This window comes from Curtobacterium sp. Leaf154 (assembly GCF_001424595.1).
Classification (GTDB): domain Bacteria; phylum Actinomycetota; class Actinomycetes; order Actinomycetales; family Microbacteriaceae; genus Curtobacterium; species Curtobacterium poinsettiae.
Window position 1 is genome coordinate 1 of record NZ_LMOS01000004.1, and the last position, 14960, is coordinate 14960.

Below are 14960 nucleotides of genomic sequence, written 5' to 3' on the forward strand. Positions count from 1 at the left end.
CCGGTCATAGCGAGAGGGAAACGCCCGGTCACATTCCGAACCCGGAAGCTAAGCCTCTCAGCGCCGATGGTACTGCAAGGGGGACCTTGTGGGAGAGTAGGACGCCGCCGGACTTAACGTAAGAAAGATGTGGCCATCGGCCCTCCATCGAGAATTCGCAGGGGAAACCCTGGTTCTCGGTTGGGGCCGGTGGCCATTTCTGTTTCTGCCGCCGTTCACTCGACGCCGGCTCCGGTTCGTGATGGACTGGAACCACCGTCGGGCGACCGACGCGGCACCCAACACAACGACACAGCGGATGAACGCCCGAGGCACTGCACCGGGCACGCGATGAGGAGCAACGGTGGCGAACGACGACGATCAGCGGCGGAACGACGGCGACCGCGGAGATCGACCCCGGCGGGACGGCGATCGTTTCCCCCGTCGTGATGGTGCTCCGCGTCGTGACGACCAGAGCAACGGCCGGTGGTCCTCTGGTCCTCGTGAGTTCGAGCGTCGCGAGGGTGACCGTCGCGATCGTCCGCAAGGTGGGGACCGTCCGTTCCGCGATGGTGCTCCCCGCCGGGACAGCGCTCCGCGTCGTGACGGCGATCGTTCGTTCCGGTCAAGCGACCGCAATGACCGACCCTCGTGGCAGGGTGATCGTGGCGCCGCCGGCCGTCCGCCGCGCGGGGATGGTCCGCGTGGTGCCGATCGCCCGGGTCGTGACGGTGACCGTCCGTACCGTGGTGGGTCTTCGGATCGTCCGGCTCGTGATGCTGACCGTCCGTACCGTGGTGGGAGCTCTGACCGTCCGCGTCGGGACGGTGACCGCCCGTACCGCGGTGGCTCGTCCGATCGTCCCGCTCGTGATGGCGATCGCCCGTACCGCGGTGGCTCGGACCGGCCCGCTCGTGATGGCGATCGCCCGTACCGCGGTGGCTCGGACCGGCCCGCTCGTGATGGCGATCGCCCGTACCGTGGCGGGTCCTCGGACAGGCCGCGCCGTGACGGGGACCGACCCTTCCAGGGCGGTTCGGACCGCCCGCGTCGTGATGGCGATCGTCCGTACCGCGGGGGATCCTCGGACCGTCCGGCTCGTGATGGTGACCGTCCGTACCGCGGCGGATCCTCGGACCGCCCGCGTCGCGACGGCGACCGTGGCGGCTCCTCCGACCGTCCGTTCCGTGGCGGGTCCTCGGACCGTCCGAGCCGCGATGGTGGCGAGGAGCGTCGTCGGTTCGGCGACGGCTCCCGGCACGCCGGTGCACGCTTCGGCGAAGCGGCCCGCGACGACTGGGAAGACCGCGATCCGTACGGCACGAAGTCCATCCGTCCGCGTCACGAGGACCCGGAGATCCCCGAAGAGATCGATGCGCGCGACCTCGACCCGGCCGCCCGCATGGAGCTGAAGACCCTCAGCAAGGACAACGCGGACTGGGTGGCTCGTCACCTGGTGGCTGCTGCGCTGTTCGTCGACGACGACCCGGAGACGGCGAACCAGCACGCGCTGAGCGCGGCTCGTCGTGCTGGTCGGGTCGGTGTCGTCCGTGAGACCGCTGCCATCACCGCCTACCGTCTCGGCGACTTCGCCACGGCCCTGCGTGAGCTCCGCACCTACCGCCGGATCTCGGGTCGCAACGACCAGCTGCCGATGATGGTGGACTGCGAGCGCGGCCTCGGACGTCCAGAGCGCGCGCTCGAACTCGGCCGCTCGGTCGAACGGTCGGCCCTCGAGACACCGGTGCAGGTCGAACTCGCGATCGCCATGTCCGGCGCCCGTCTCGACCTCGGGAATCCCACAGCTGCGCTCGGCGAGCTGGAGATTCCACAGCTCGACCCGTCCACCGCCTACACGTGGTCCCCGGCGCTCTACAGTGCTTACGCGGCCACGCTCGAGGAGCTCGGTCGACAGGACGAGGCCGACGAGTGGTGGGCCCGAGTGGACCGCGCGGTAGCGGCCCTCGCCGAAATCGCGGACGACAACGCTTGGGAGACAGTTGATGTGGTCGAGGAAACGATCGAAGTCGAAGTACACGGAGACGCCGGAGACGCCGGAGACGCCGGAGACGACGACGCCGAAGACCTCGGAACCGACGACGTCGCGACCGACGAACTCGACGGCGACGACGACGACTCCGCCGACGATGTCGACGACGACCTCGACGACGAACCAGCCGTCGACGACCTCGACGACGACACCTCCGCAGCCGACGAGCCCGGCGAGATCGACGACGACAACCCCCGCGACGTCGACGGCTCCGCAGCTGGCTGAGCACCCGGCGTCGCTGACGGACGGCGTCGACGTGGTCCTCACCGACCTCGACGGCGTCGTCTACCGGGGCCGCAACGCGATCCCGCACGCGGTCGAAGCACTGACCCGGGCATCGCTCACGGCGCGGGTCGGCTACATCACGAACAACGCATCGCGCCGCCCGATCGACGTCGCTGAACACCTCGAGCGCTACGGGCTCGAGGTGTCCGAGGGCGACGTCGTCACCTCGTCGCAGGCCGGCGTCCAGCTGCTCGCGACCCTGGTGCCGGCCGGGTCGACCGTCCTGGTGACCGGCGGGCTCGGCCTGTCCAGCATCGTCGAGGCAGCCGGGTTCACGGTGACGTCGAGCGCCGAGGACTCTCCCGCAGCAGTGATCCAGGGCTTCTCGCCGGATCTCGGCTGGAAGGAACTGGCCGAGGCATCGTTCGCCCTGGCCGACCAGGACGTGCCGTGGGTGGCGACGAACATGGACTGGTCGATCCCCGTCGAGCGCGGCATCGCCCCCGGCAACGGGACGCTCGTGTCCGCCGTGCACCAGGCAGTCGGTCGCATGCCCGTGGTCGCCGGCAAGCCCGAGCGGCAGATCTTCGACACCGCGGTGGAACGCTTCGGCGGCGGTCGGACCCTGTTCATCGGTGACCGGCTGGACACCGACATCAAGGGCGCGAACGACGTCGGGATCCCGAGCGTGCTCGTGCTCACCGGCATCGACCGGGCCAAGCAGGTGCTCGCGGCCGATCAGCGCTCGCGTCCCACCTACGTGCTGGAAGACCTCCGGGGCCTGTCCCAGCCGTACCCGGAGACGGTGCGGCGCGAGGACGAGGACGGCACCCGGTACGTGACCGTCGGAACCTCGACGGTGGCGATGCGCGGGCACGTGGTCCGGGTGCTCGACGCCGGGACGGACATCGATCGACTGCGCGCCGGCTCCACGATCATCTGGGAGTCCGAGTTGGCCATCTACGGCCTCGACGTCGACCCGCAGCTGTACGGCGGCGAGTAGCGTGTCGGACGTGCCGAACCCCGAGCAGCCGTCCGCCGAACCCGAGCAGCAGGACGCCTTCGCCGCGCGGACCGCCGAGGCAGAGACGCTCCCGCTCGTCGATCGCGCCGACGCCTTCTCCGCGCTGCACGACGAGCTGCGGACGCGGCTCGAGAGCGGCGGCTCCGCGAGTGCCTGAGCCGGACGGAGCCGTCCCCGACGCGACCCCGGTCCGCCTCGACGCGCTGCTCCCTGCACGCGGACTCGCTCGGTCGCGCACCGTGGCCAGCAAGCTGATCCAGGACGGCCGCGTGCTCGTCGGCGGGCGTGCCGTCCTCAAGCCGTCGACGCCGGTCGCGCCAGACGCCGAGATCGAGGTCGACGCCGCGGACGAATGGGTGTCGCGTGCAGCCCGGAAGCTCGTCGGTGCGCTCGACGCCTTCGACGTCGACCCTGCCGATCGTGTCGTGCTCGACGTCGGCGCGAGCACCGGCGGGTTCACCCAGGTGCTGCTCGCACGTGGTGCGCGCCGTGTCATCGCGCTCGACGTGGGCCACGGACAGCTGCACCCCACCATCGCGCTCGACGAACGCGTCGCCGTGGTCGAGGGGACGAACGCCCGGAACCTCACGCGCGCCGACTACCTGGCGCTCGACGACGCAGCCACCGACACGAGCCTCGTGGTGGGGGACCTGTCCTTCATCTCGCTCAGACTCGTGCTGCCGGCGCTGGCCGAGGCCGTCCCGGGGGACGAGTTCGTGCTGCTGGTGAAGCCCCAGTTCGAAGTGGGCCGCGGCGGTGTGCGCGAGGGCATCGTGCACGACGCGGGGCTGCGGAACGACGCGCTCATGAACGTGCTCTGGGCGGCGTGGGACCAGGGCCTCGGTACCAGCGGGCTCACCGCATCGCCGATCGTCGGGACCCACGGCAACCACGAGTACCTGGCCCGCTTCCAGCGCGGTGTCGGGGGCAATCCGACAGAATGGAGAGTCCGGGCGACCGAACTCACGGAAGGGTCTTCATGAGCGACGAACGGCACATCCTGCTCGTGTCCCACACGGGTCGCCGCGACTCGATCGACGCCGCGGTCGAGGTCTGCGACCTCCTGCACGCCGCCGGTCTCACGCCCGTCATGCCCTTCGACGAGTACGCGGACATCCGCCGCGCCGAAGCGTCGGTCGGCAAGGTCGACATCCTGGGCGTCGACGTCCAGCCGAACCAGCTCGAGATCGTCATCGTGCTCGGCGGCGACGGCACGATCCTCCGCGCCGCGGAACTCGTCCGGAACACCGGTGCTCCGTTGATCGGCGTGAACCTGGGGCACGTCGGGTTCCTGGCAGAGAGCGAGCGCGACGGTCTTGCCGAGACGGTCGCGCGTGCGCTGTCCGGCGAGTACAACGTCGAGGAACGCGTCACCCTGCAGGTCGACGTCGTCGTGGGCAACCAGATCGTCTACTCGAGCTGGGCGCTGAACGAAGCCACGATCGAGAAGGCGTCCCGTGAGCGGATGCTCGAGGTCGTGACCGAGGTCGACGGGCGCCCGCTGTCGTCCTTCGGTTGTGACGGTGTGGTCGTGTCGACCCCGACGGGCTCCACGGCGTACTCGTTCTCGGGTGGTGGCCCCATCGTGTGGCCCGATGTGGACGCACTGCTCATGGTGCCGCTGAGCGCCCACGCCCTGTTCGCCCGTCCGATCGTCGTCGGGCCGGACTGCACGCTCGCGATCGAGGTCCTGCGGCGCACGAGCGGCGTCGGCGTGCTCTGGTGCGACGGACGCCGCACCCACGACCTGCCCCCGGGCGCCCGCGTCGAGGTCCGGCGTTCGCCCGACCCGGTGCGCGTCGCCCGGCTCAAGGACGCCCCGTTCACCGACCGGCTGGTCGCGAAGTTCCAGCTGCCCGTCGCCGGGTGGCGCGGCCCCCAGAGCGACGAGGACGACCGATGAGCACGGAGGACGACCGATGATCGAGGAGATCGCGATCCGCGACCTCGGTGTCATCGGTGAGACCACGCTCGAACTCGGGCCGGGCTTCACCGTGGTCACCGGGGAGACCGGTGCGGGCAAGACGATGATCGTCACCGCACTCGGGCTGCTGCTCGGTGCGCGGGCCGACGCCGGTTCGGTTCGCCGTGGCGCGTCGAGCGCGGTCGTCGAAGGCCGCTGGCACGTCCCCGAGCAGGACGCGGTCGCCGAACGTGTCGAGGACGCCGGCGGCACCGTCGAGGACGGCGAGCTCATCCTCACCCGCACGGTCTCCGCCGAGGGGCGCAGCCGTGCCACGGTCGGCGGTCGCAGTGCCCCCGTCGCGGTCCTCGGTGAACTCGCCGACCAGCTCGTCACCGTGCACGGGCAGTCCGACCAGATCCGCCTGACCTCGGCCACCGCGCAGCGGGCGGCGCTGGACGGGTTCGGGGGATCCTCGCTCGAGAAGGCCCTTGCCCGGTACGTGGCCGCGTACGACGCCTGGCAGCAGCACGCCGGTGAACTCGAGGTCCTGGTCCGTGACCGGGACGACCGGGTGGCCGAGGCCGAGCGCATCCGTGCGGCCTCCGACGAGATCGAAGCCGCCGACCCGCAGCCCGGGGAAGACGTCGAGCTGGCCGAACGCGCCGAGCGCCTGGGGAACCTCGAGGAGCTCCGGCTGTCCGCTGCCCTGGCGCACGAGGCACTGTCCAGCGAGTCCCTCGACGGCGTCTCGGACGTCGTCGGCCTGGTCGAGTCCGCGCGCCGTGCCGTCGAGCGTGTGGTGTCGTCGGACAGTGCCCTGCAGCCGGTGCTCGAGCAGCTCACGGAGCTGGGCATCCAGGCAGCCGAGGCGTCGGCGAGCATCTCGAGCTACCTCGGTTCCCTGGAACCCGAAGCCGGGCACGACCTCGAACTCATCAACGAACGCCGGGCGTTGCTGGCCGGCCTCACCCGCAAGTACGGCGAGAAGGTGGACGACGTCATCGCCTACGGTCAGCGCGCGAGTGACCGGCTGCTCGAACTCGACGGCGACGACGACCGGATCGCGGCGTTGCAGCAGTCGGTCGAGCAGGACGAGCAGGCGCTCGAGTCCGCCGCCGCAGCGCTCACCACGGCGCGTACCAAGGCGGCGGCCGACCTGGCGAAGCGTGTGACGGCCGAGCTGAAGACCCTCGCGATGGGTGGCGCGACCCTGGTGGTCGAGGTCACCGACGCGGGGGAGTACCGCCGCCACGGCCGTGACCAGGTGACGATCCTGCTCCAGCCGCACTCCGGCACCGACCCCCGGCCGATCGGCAAGGGGGCGTCCGGTGGTGAGCTGTCGCGCGTGATGCTCGCGATCGAGGTCGTCATGGCTGGCAGCACCACCGTGCCGACCTTCGTCTTCGACGAGGTCGACGCGGGTGTCGGTGGGGCGGCGGCCATCGAGATCGGCCGGCGGCTGGCGAAGCTCGCCGAGCGCACGCAGGTCATCGTCGTCACGCACCTGGCCCAGGTCGCCGCGTTCGCGAACAACCACCTCAACGTCGTGAAGGATGCCAGCGGTGCCGTGACCTCGTCGAGTGTGCGACGGCTCGAAGGCGAGGACCGGCTGCAGGAGATGGCTCGGCTGCTCTCCGGGCTCGGCGACAGCGCCAGCGGCATCGAGCACGCCCGCGAGCTGCTCGACGTGGCCGGCCAGCGGGCCTGACGGTCGGACCGGCCTGGTCCCCCGGTGACCCGGTCACGGCCCGGTGACCGGGCCACGGCCCGGTGACCGGGCCACGGCACGGTGACCGGGCCACGGCTCGACGACCCGGCCACCCACCCGCGCAACGCCCACGGCGAACCGGGGTCGCGCCTCCCGGCAGTTCTGACGTACGATGGAATCCCGTGGCGGACACTCTCAGCGGCGGTACCAATTCTTCGAACTCGACCCCGAAGGTGACGAAGCAGATCTTCGTGACCGGCGGGGTCGTCTCGTCTCTCGGCAAGGGCCTGACGGCGGCCAGCCTCGGCAACCTGCTCACTGCTCGCGGCCTCAAGGTCGTCATGCAGAAGCTCGACCCGTACCTCAACGTGGACCCGGGCACCATGAACCCGTTCCAGCACGGCGAGGTCTTCGTGACCGACGACGGCGCGGAGACGGACCTCGACATCGGGCACTACGAGCGCTTCCTCGACATCAACCTGTCGCAGGCCGCGAACGTCACGACCGGTCAGGTGTACTCGACGGTGATCGCCAAGGAGCGTCGCGGCGAGTACCTCGGCGACACGGTGCAGGTCATCCCGCACATCACCGACGAGATCAAGCGCCGGATGCGCGAGCAGGCGCAGAACGACCCGCAGCCCGACGTCATCATCACCGAGGTCGGTGGCACCGTCGGCGACATCGAGTCGCAGCCGTTCATCGAGTCCGCCCGTCAGGTGCGGCACGAGCTCGGCCGCAGCAACGTGTTCTTCGTGCACGTGTCGCTGGTGCCGTTCATGAACGCCTCGGGTGAGCAGAAGACCAAGCCGACGCAGCACTCCGTCGCCGCGCTCCGCTCGATCGGCATCCAGCCCGACGCGCTCGTGCTGCGGAGCGACCGTCCGGTGTCGGAGTCGAACAAGCGCAAGATCGCGCTGATGTGCGACGTCGACGAGGACGCCGTGGTGAACGCCGTGGACGTCCCCTCGATCTACGACCTGCCGACGCTGCTGAACAACCAGGGTCTCGACCAGGTCATCGTCGAGGCGCTCAAGCTGGACGCCGGTCCGGTCGACTGGACCGCGTGGACGCCTGTGCTGAAGGCCGTGCACGAGCCGAAGAAGGACGTCACGATCGCGCTGGTCGGCAAGTACATCGACCTGCCGGACGCCTACCTGTCCGTCACCGAGGCGCTCCGTGCGGGTGGCTTCGCGCACGACGCGAAGGTCACGCTGAAGTGGGTCGTGTCCGACGACTGCACCACCCCCGAGGGCGCGGCGAAGCAGCTCGGCGACGTCGACGGCATCTGCATCCCGGGTGGGTTCGGCGTGCGCGGTATCGAGGGCAAGCTCGGCGCGCTGCAGTTCGCGCGTGAGCAGGGCATCCCGACGCTCGGCCTGTGCCTCGGCCTGCAGTGCATGGTCATCGAGTACGCCCGCCACGAGGTCGGTCTGACCGACGCGTCGAGCACCGAGTTCGACCCGGAGACCTCGACGCCGGTCATCGCGACGATGGCGGAGCAGGTCGACATCATCGCCGGCGGCGACCTGGGTGGCACGATGCGCCTGGGCCTGTACCCGGCGTCGTTCACGCAAGGGTCGCTGGCGGCGGAGCTGTACGGTGCACCCGAGGCCTCCGAGCGGCACCGTCACCGCTACGAGGTGAACAACAAGTACCGCGAGCAGATCGCGGATGCCGGCCTGGTCTTCTCGGGCACGTCGCCCGACGGCACGCTGGTGGAGTACGTCGAGCTGCCGCGCGACGTGCACCCGTTCTACATCGCCACGCAGGCGCACCCGGAGCTCCGCTCGCGTCCGACCGATGCGCACCCGCTGTTCGCGGGGCTCGTCGCGGCCGCGATCGAGCGCCACGAGGCGTCCAGCCTGTTCGACCCGCAGACCGAGGAGCAGGTCGCGTAACGCGAGTGGTCTCTGACTGGAGGCGCGGTGCCAGCTGGCACCGCGCCTCCCGTCCGTCTGGGGGCGCGTCCACGGCACCTGATTCCGGACACGGAACCACGGAATGACGCGGTGCTGTGTCCGGAACCTGGTTCCGACGGGGCGTCCGGCGCGCGCGTGCTTGGATGGAGCCGTGACAGACGCACCGATCGCCGACGAGTCCGCCTCCTTCGAGGTCACCGAATCCACCGTCGTCTACGAGGGCGCCGTCTGGGACGTGCGTCGCGACACCGTCGCGTACAACGGTGACGCGATGGTCCGCGAGTACATCGACCACACCGGCGCGGTCGCGGTGTACGCCGAGGACGACGAGGGCCGCGTCCTGGTCATCCAGCAGTACCGGCACCCGGTGCGGATGCGTGACTGGGAGCTGCCCGCCGGCCTGCTCGACATGGCGGGCGAGGACCACCTGACCGCCGCGAAGCGCGAGCTGGGCGAAGAGGCCGACCTCGAAGCCGACACGTGGGAGCCGCTGATCCGCTACAACACGTCGTCCGGCGGCAGCGACGAGTTCATCCAGGTCTACCGGGCGCGCGGCGTGCGGTCGACCGGGTCCGCGTTCGAGCGCGAGGCGGAAGAGGCCGACATCGTGACGCGCTGGGTGCCGCGGGCGGAGCTGCTCGACGGGATCCTGGGCGGTCGGCTCAACAACTCGGCCCTCGTCGTCGCGACGCTCGCGGTCGAGGCCATCGAACAGCGCAGCAAGTGAGCGGGGCAGCGGTCGACGGTCTGCGTGACCTGGTCGGCGCCGGTGCCTGGACGCACGAGCCGCAGGCCTCCGTGCTCGACGGCGACGTGTTCCGTGTCACCGCCGTCGAGGGCAGCGATGCCTGGCGGACCACCTCGTACGGGTTCGTGCACGACTCGGAGCACGCGCTGCTGCAACCGACCGACGGCCCGTTCTCGGTCGAGGCGTCGTTCGTGCTCGACTACACCGAGCAGTTCGACCAGGCCGGGGTGTTCCTGCGCGTCGACGAGCGGACGTGGATCAAGGCCGGTGTCGAGTTCTCGGACGGTGCTCCTCAGCTCGGCGCCGTGGTCACGCGTGGGTTCTCCGACTGGTCCGTGTCGCCCGTGCCGGAGTGGGTGGGCCGGGTGGTGACCGTCCGCGCGAGCCGCGACGGTGACGCCGTGACGATCCGGGCGTGGGCCGAGGGCGACGAGCCCCGGCTCGTCCGGGTCGCGTACCTGGACCCGGAGGCCGTCGTGTCCGCGGGGCTGCTGTGCGCCGGGCCGACGCGGGCTGGCTTGACCGTGACGTTCACCGGCTTCCGGGTGGGCGCGCCGGACGAAGCGCTGCACTGACGGGCAGGTGGCCGTTCGCCGGTTAGCCTGCTGAGGTGATGCCCCTCGATCGTGCCGTGGAGACGTACCTGCGGCACGTCGCGATCGAGCGGGGACTCTCGCAGCACACGCTGTCGGCGTACCGGCGGGACCTCGCCGTGTTCGCCGAGTGGCTCGGCGTCGCACCGGTCGTCGAGTCGGACGGCGCTGACCGGGCCGGAGGCTCCTCGGTGCTGCAGGACGTCGCTCGCCTGGCGCGGGCGGACGTCTCGGGGTTCGTCGAGCACCTCGCCACGCGACCATCGGGACCGTTGGCGCCGCGGTCGATCGCGCGCATGCTCAGTTCGGTCCGTTCGTTCACCGCCTTCGCCGCGGGAGAGGGCTGGCTGCCGCTCGACCCCGGCACCGCCGTCCGACCGCCGAAGGCTCCCATGCGGCTGCCGAAGGCGATCCCCGTCGAGGACATGGAACGGCTGCTCGGGGCGGTCTCCGTCGACGCGAACGACCCCGTCCAGCTGCGGGACAAGGCCCTGCTCGAGCTGCTCTACGCCACCGGTGCGCGGATCTCCGAGGCGGTGGGGCTGTCGGTCGACGACGTCACCACGCTGTCGGACGCCGCTGCCGACGCTCCGGGCCCGGGCCCGGGCCCCGGTGCGGACGGGCTCGCCGTCGTGAAGGTCACCGGCAAGGGCAACAAGCAGCGGATCGTCCCGCTCGGCAGCTTCGCGCGGGCCGCGATCGACGCGTACCTGGTGCGGGCACGGCCGGTGTTCGCGGCACGGGGAGCGTCGACGCCGGCGCTGTTCCTCGGCGCCCGTGGTGCGCGGTTGTCGCGACAGAGCGCCTGGCTCGTGATCCAGGCCGCTGCTGCCGCCGCCGACCTGGAGGCGCACGTGTCACCGCACACCTTCCGGCACTCGTTCGCGACGCACCTGCTCGAGGGCGGTGCTGACGTCCGCGTGGTGCAGGAGCTGCTCGGGCACGCGAGCGTCGCCACGACGCAGATCTACACGATGGTCACGGCGGACATGCTGCGGGACGTCTACCAGACGGCACACCCGCGGGCGCGGCGGTAGGCGGGCCCGCGCCCTCAGAACAGGTGGAACTGGGCCGAAGCGGCGATGACGGTCGTCGTCACGGCGACGACGAGGGCGCTCGCCGAAGCGCTCCGCGCCAGAACCGCCCAGGCGCCGACGGCACCGGGACGGACGATGCCGATGACGCCGCACGCCACACCGAGCAGCCCCGCCAGGCCCCAGGGGTTCGCGACGACCGAGACCACGGCGAGCAGCACCGCGAGCACCGTGAACACGCAGAGTCGACGATCGCGGGCGGTGCCCGATGCCCACGCGTCCGTCCGGATCGCGGCGGTCTGCACCGAGAACGACGGCCCCACCGGCGCGACGACGATCGGCGTGACCGGGTCAGCAGCGGCCGCGGGGACCCGCGTGGCTGCGCCCCAGGTGCGACCGTCCCACCAGCGCAGACGACGGGCGTCCTGCGGGTCCGGGAACCAGCCTGCGGCCGGCAGCGTCACGGTTTCTCCTCGAGGTGCGGGGTGGATCGACGCTCCCGAGCCTAGGAGCGCGGTCGGTCTCGCCCCAGTCCCCAGCCGGGTGTCAGCACAAGGGGGGACCGGGCCTGTGTACTACGGTCGGGGCGTGCCCTCGACGCTCGATGACTTCTGGACCGCGCGACGCCGCGAGCGTCCGAGTCTCCCGACGTCGGTGCCGGAGGCGTGGTCCTTCGGCGCGACCCCGGAGCAGGCGGACGCGCTCCTGCAGCTCGTGCTCGACGGGGTCAAGGTCGGCACGGCGTCGTCGCTCTGGGACTACGAGGCGACCGGTGACCCGCTGCCGGCCGCCGACGAGTTGAGCATCGTAACCGACGGCTCTGGTTCGCCCCGTGCCGTCATCGAGACGACGGCGGTCCGGGTGGTGCCGTTCGACCAGGTCGGCGCGGACCACGCCTGGGCCGAGAGCGAAGGAGACCGGACGCTCGAGCACTGGCGGAGGGTGCACGAGGCGTTCTGGCGCGCACACTCGGAGAACCCGCGCGGGTTCGCGCCGGACATGCCGGTCGTGTGCGAGCGGTTCCGGCTGCTCTGGCCGAACGGCTGAGCCCGAGCCCGAGCCCGAGCCCGAGCCCGATCTGGCGTCAGGCGGGGACGGGCTCCGCGTCGACCTCGGTGAACACGTCCTTCACGGCGGCGAGCAGCCGGGCGTTGAAGTCCACGCCGAGCTGGTTCGGCACGGTGACGAGCACGGTGTCGGCAGCCCGGACAGCCCGGTCGGCCGCGAGCTCCGCGACGAGCTGTTCGGGCTCACCGATGTAGGACCGCCCGAACCGGGCCAGTCCGCCGTCGAGGTGCCCGACCTGGTCCTGGCCCTCGACCTGTGCACGGATGCCGAAGTAGTGGCGCGACTCGTCGTCGATGATCGGGATGATGCTGCGCGAGACCGACACCCGCGGGGTCCGCTCCCAGCCCGACTCCGCCCACACCCGGCGGAAGCGCTCGATCTGCTCGGCCTGCAGCTGGTCGAACGGCACGCCGGTGTCCTCGGTCAGCAGGGTCGAGGACATCAGGTTCATGCCCTGCTCGGCCGTCCACTCCGCGGTGGCGCGGGTGCCGGCACCCCACCAGATGCGTTCGCCGAGCGAGTCGGACAACGGGGAGATCGGCAGCGATCCGACCGATCCGGTCATCTGCGGGTTGGCGTTGGCCATCGGCTCGCCGGCGATCGCACGGCGGAACACGCTCGTGTGCGCTCGGGCCATGTCGCCACCGTTCTCATCGGCGGCGTCGGGCCGGTAGCCGAACTGCTGGTAGCCGGCGAGGGCGCTCTCGGGTGATCCCCGCGAGACGCCGAGCTGCAGTCGCCCGCCGGAGATCAGGTCGGTGGCCGCGGCCTCTTCCGCCATGTAGAGCGGGTTCTCGTAGCGCATGTCGATGACGCCGGTCCCGATCTCGATCCGGCTCGTCTTCGCGGCGATGGCGGCGAGCAGCGGGAACGGTGCGGCCTGCTGCGGCGCGAAGTGGTGGACGCGGAAGTAGGCGCCATCGACGCCTGCTTCCTCCGCTGCGACGGCGAGGTCGATCGCCTGCACCAGGGCCTCTCGCCCGCTGCGCACCTTCGACCCCGGCACGTCACGCCAGTGTCCGAACGACAGGAACCCGATCTTCGTCATGTCCATGCGAACGCATCCGGGGGCGGGGTCATTCCGCCGCGACTACCGTGTCCGGGATGGAGGACCCCCGCCCCGCACTCGAAGCCGAACGCGCCCGCAACGAACGGCTGCTGACCGAGGTCGAGCGGAGCATGCGTGACGTCAGTGACGCCCGGCAGGATGCCAACTCCGACGACGAGCACGACCCCGAGGGTGCGACCCTGGCGTGGGAACGTGGCTCGCTCGGTGCGGTCCGCGACGGTGCGCAGCTGCGGATCCGCCAGGTGGACGCCGCGCTCGCACGGATCGACGAGGGCACCTACGGCCGCTGCACGGTCGGCGGCGAGCCGATCCCGGAGGCCCGGCTGGCCGCCGTCCCGTGGGCGGCGACGTGCGTCGCGCACGCTTGAGGCTCGGGGATTCCACTCGCAGGTGAGATTTCTTTAGTATTTTGCCGCCGACCGCGCGTGGCGTTCTTGTCGGCGCCTCGCGTCCCGCAATCATGACGCCATGACGCAGACCACCATCTACCGCACCGAGCCGATGGCGACTCGTGCCCTCGGCGCCGAGATCCGACACGATCACGAGCGGTTCGTCCAGCTCCTCGAGTGCGTGAGCGGCAAGCAGTTCGGCTCGTTCCAGAAGGTCGAGTGCGAGGTGCCACACAAGGACGTCGAGACCGAGCGAGGGAGCGTCCGTCTTGACGTGCAGCTGACCTTCGACAGTGGCTTGGTCGGGATCGAGGCGAAGCTCGACCACGAGCTGACCGAGCGGCAGGTGGACGCCCAGCTCGAAGCGCTCGGCGACACCGGCGCGCTGTTCGTGCTGGTGCCGCGTAAGGAGTCGCTCGCTCGCTCGGTCATCGAGCACGAGCGAGTCAGCGTTATCGACTGGGACGAGGTTCTTGCGTGCTTCGACGCCCCTCGGCTGGTCAAGGACGACATCGAGGGCGAGGGGCGCCTGCTGAAGACGACGGTCGAGGCCCGGCTGCACGGCCTCGGGCTCGGTGCGCGGATGCCTGGCTGGAAGGTGCGGGTGCAGCGCGGGGACGGCGGTATGCCGTCGATCGTCTTCGAGCGGCCGCTGCACGACGGCGAGGATGCGAAGTGGATCCGCGGGCAGATCCAGGTCCCGGGGCGCGGGATGCCGCCGTACCTGGAGGACACGCAGTTCGAGGGGTTTGTCGGAATTTCGGTGAACCACCTCGACGAAGCCGACTTCCCCGATCCAGAGGGTGATGAGCAGGCGCCGGCGTGGGTCCGGGCGCTCGAGGTCTTGGACGACCAGGTCTTGTCGGAAAACCCGGGCGGGATCGCGGTGAGTCGTGGGTCGGCAGGCAACGGTCGGAAGGGTCTCGGCAAGCACAAGCTGCCGCTCGCGAAGCGCCACCTGTCCGGGCGCACGCACCTGGCGAGGGGCTACACCGACTGGTCCATCGGCCCCAAGACCGAGCTCGTCGGCATCGATGACCTCGACGCGCTCGTCGAGACGATGGTCACCTGGAGCAACGGCTGGTTCAAGGCGCTGCAAGGCTCCCCGCTCGCGCGACCGGCGCAGTAGCGGCGACCACCTGCTGGCCTGGAGGCGCGGCGCAACCCCGCCCCGCGCCTCCCGGCCTGCGCACCCCGCGTCCACCGCGTGCGCCGCTGATTCCCAGCCGCGCGCCCTACGTTTTCGGC

Annotated in this window: 15 protein-coding genes and 1 rRNA gene; 14 read left to right on the top strand and 2 right to left on the bottom strand. The window is 70.8% G+C overall.

What is annotated here, in order from left to right:
* The 11 genes from rrf to ASF75_RS06510 all read left to right on the top strand — a co-directional run.
* A 5S ribosomal RNA gene (gene rrf, locus ASF75_RS06460) occupies positions 1–113 on the top strand; the annotation flags it as partial.
* A gap of 1523 nt (positions 114–1636) precedes the next feature.
* Positions 1637–2254 (top strand): hypothetical protein, encoded by a 618-nt coding sequence (locus ASF75_RS06470; protein ID WP_235517562.1) that lies wholly within the window; start codon positions 1637–1639, stop codon positions 2252–2254.
* A 31-nt stretch (positions 2255–2285) separates the two neighbouring features.
* Positions 2286–3257: an HAD-IIA family hydrolase gene (locus tag ASF75_RS06475; protein WP_200860516.1), complete on the top strand. Its 972-nt coding sequence runs from the start codon at positions 2286–2288 to the stop codon at positions 3255–3257.
* Between the two features lie 10 nt (positions 3258–3267).
* Positions 3268–3435: a hypothetical protein gene (locus ASF75_RS17610; protein WP_156155395.1), complete on the top strand. Its 168-nt coding sequence runs from the start codon at positions 3268–3270 to the stop codon at positions 3433–3435.
* Positions 3428–4261: a TlyA family RNA methyltransferase gene (locus ASF75_RS06480; RefSeq protein ID WP_056069807.1), complete on the top strand. Its 834-nt coding sequence runs from the start codon at positions 3428–3430 to the stop codon at positions 4259–4261. The genes ASF75_RS17610 and ASF75_RS06480 overlap by 8 nt, the downstream gene beginning before the upstream one ends.
* Positions 4258–5181, top strand: a complete 924-nt coding sequence (locus tag ASF75_RS06485; protein WP_056069810.1) for an NAD kinase — start codon at positions 4258–4260, stop codon at positions 5179–5181. Before ASF75_RS06480 ends, ASF75_RS06485 begins: the two co-directional genes overlap by 4 nt.
* Before the next feature lie 16 nt (positions 5182–5197).
* Positions 5198–6892 carry a DNA repair protein RecN gene (gene recN, locus ASF75_RS06490; RefSeq protein ID WP_056069813.1) on the top strand — a complete coding sequence of 565 codons (1695 nt, stop codon included), beginning with the start codon at positions 5198–5200 and terminating at the stop codon, positions 6890–6892.
* Positions 6893–7074: 182 nt separating this feature from the next.
* Complete coding sequence (locus tag ASF75_RS06495) at positions 7075–8790, top strand: CTP synthase (RefSeq protein ID WP_056069816.1); 1716 nt, start codon at positions 7075–7077, stop codon at positions 8788–8790.
* A gap of 172 nt (positions 8791–8962) precedes the next feature.
* Entirely contained in the window at positions 8963–9538 is a 576-nt protein-coding gene (locus ASF75_RS06500; protein ID WP_017886921.1) for an NUDIX domain-containing protein, read from the top strand.
* Positions 9535–10134, top strand: a complete 600-nt coding sequence (locus ASF75_RS06505) for a DUF1349 domain-containing protein (RefSeq protein WP_017886920.1) — start codon at positions 9535–9537, stop codon at positions 10132–10134. The genes ASF75_RS06500 and ASF75_RS06505 overlap by 4 nt, the downstream gene beginning before the upstream one ends.
* Before the next feature lie 38 nt (positions 10135–10172).
* A complete protein-coding gene (locus tag ASF75_RS06510; RefSeq protein WP_056069818.1) occupies positions 10173–11189 on the top strand; it encodes a site-specific tyrosine recombinase XerD in 1017 nt (338 codons plus the stop codon).
* 14 nt (positions 11190–11203) lie between these two features.
* Here ASF75_RS06510 and ASF75_RS06515 read toward each other — a convergent pair whose 3' ends face one another.
* On the bottom strand, positions 11204–11650 hold the full coding sequence (locus tag ASF75_RS06515) for a DUF2510 domain-containing protein (protein WP_056069821.1): 447 nt from the start codon (positions 11648–11650) through the stop codon (positions 11204–11206).
* 124 nt (positions 11651–11774) lie between these two features.
* Between ASF75_RS06515 and ASF75_RS06520 the strand changes: the two genes are divergently transcribed.
* Positions 11775–12233 carry an ASCH domain-containing protein gene (locus ASF75_RS06520; protein ID WP_214533189.1) on the top strand — a complete coding sequence of 153 codons (459 nt, stop codon included), beginning with the start codon at positions 11775–11777 and terminating at the stop codon, positions 12231–12233.
* Positions 12234–12270: 37 nt separating this feature from the next.
* On the opposite strand, the gene ASF75_RS06525 is transcribed toward ASF75_RS06520, so the two are convergent.
* Positions 12271–13308 (bottom strand): LLM class flavin-dependent oxidoreductase, encoded by a 1038-nt coding sequence (locus ASF75_RS06525; protein WP_056069826.1) that lies wholly within the window; start codon positions 13306–13308, stop codon positions 12271–12273.
* Positions 13309–13358: 50 nt separating this feature from the next.
* Between ASF75_RS06525 and ASF75_RS06530 the strand changes: the two genes are divergently transcribed.
* Together ASF75_RS06530 and ASF75_RS06535 are read left to right on the top strand one after the other, a co-directional pair.
* Positions 13359–13691 (top strand): TraR/DksA family transcriptional regulator, encoded by a 333-nt coding sequence (locus ASF75_RS06530; RefSeq protein WP_056069831.1) that lies wholly within the window; start codon positions 13359–13361, stop codon positions 13689–13691.
* Between the two features lie 202 nt (positions 13692–13893).
* A complete protein-coding gene (locus ASF75_RS06535) occupies positions 13894–14841 on the top strand; it encodes a hypothetical protein (protein ID WP_156463807.1) in 948 nt (315 codons plus the stop codon).
* Positions 14842–14960 lie beyond the last annotated feature (119 nt).

What these genes read in the sequence shown, in the direction of transcription:
- ASF75_RS06470 (WP_235517562.1), top strand. Translation starts at nt 1,637, where the DNA reads ATGGTGGACTGCGAGCGCGGCCTCGGACGTCCAGAGCGCGCGCTCGAA.
- ASF75_RS06485 (WP_056069810.1), top strand. Translation starts at nt 4,258, where the DNA reads ATGAGCGACGAACGGCACATCCTGCTCGTGTCCCACACGGGTCGCCGC.
- ASF75_RS06530 (WP_056069831.1), top strand. Translation starts at nt 13,359, where the DNA reads ATGGAGGACCCCCGCCCCGCACTCGAAGCCGAACGCGCCCGCAACGAA.
- ASF75_RS06510 (WP_056069818.1), top strand. Translation starts at nt 10,173, where the DNA reads ATGCCCCTCGATCGTGCCGTGGAGACGTACCTGCGGCACGTCGCGATC.
- ASF75_RS06525 (WP_056069826.1), bottom strand. Translation starts at nt 13,308, where the DNA reads ATGGACATGACGAAGATCGGGTTCCTGTCGTTCGGACACTGGCGTGAC.
- recN (WP_056069813.1), top strand. Translation starts at nt 5,198, where the DNA reads ATGATCGAGGAGATCGCGATCCGCGACCTCGGTGTCATCGGTGAGACC.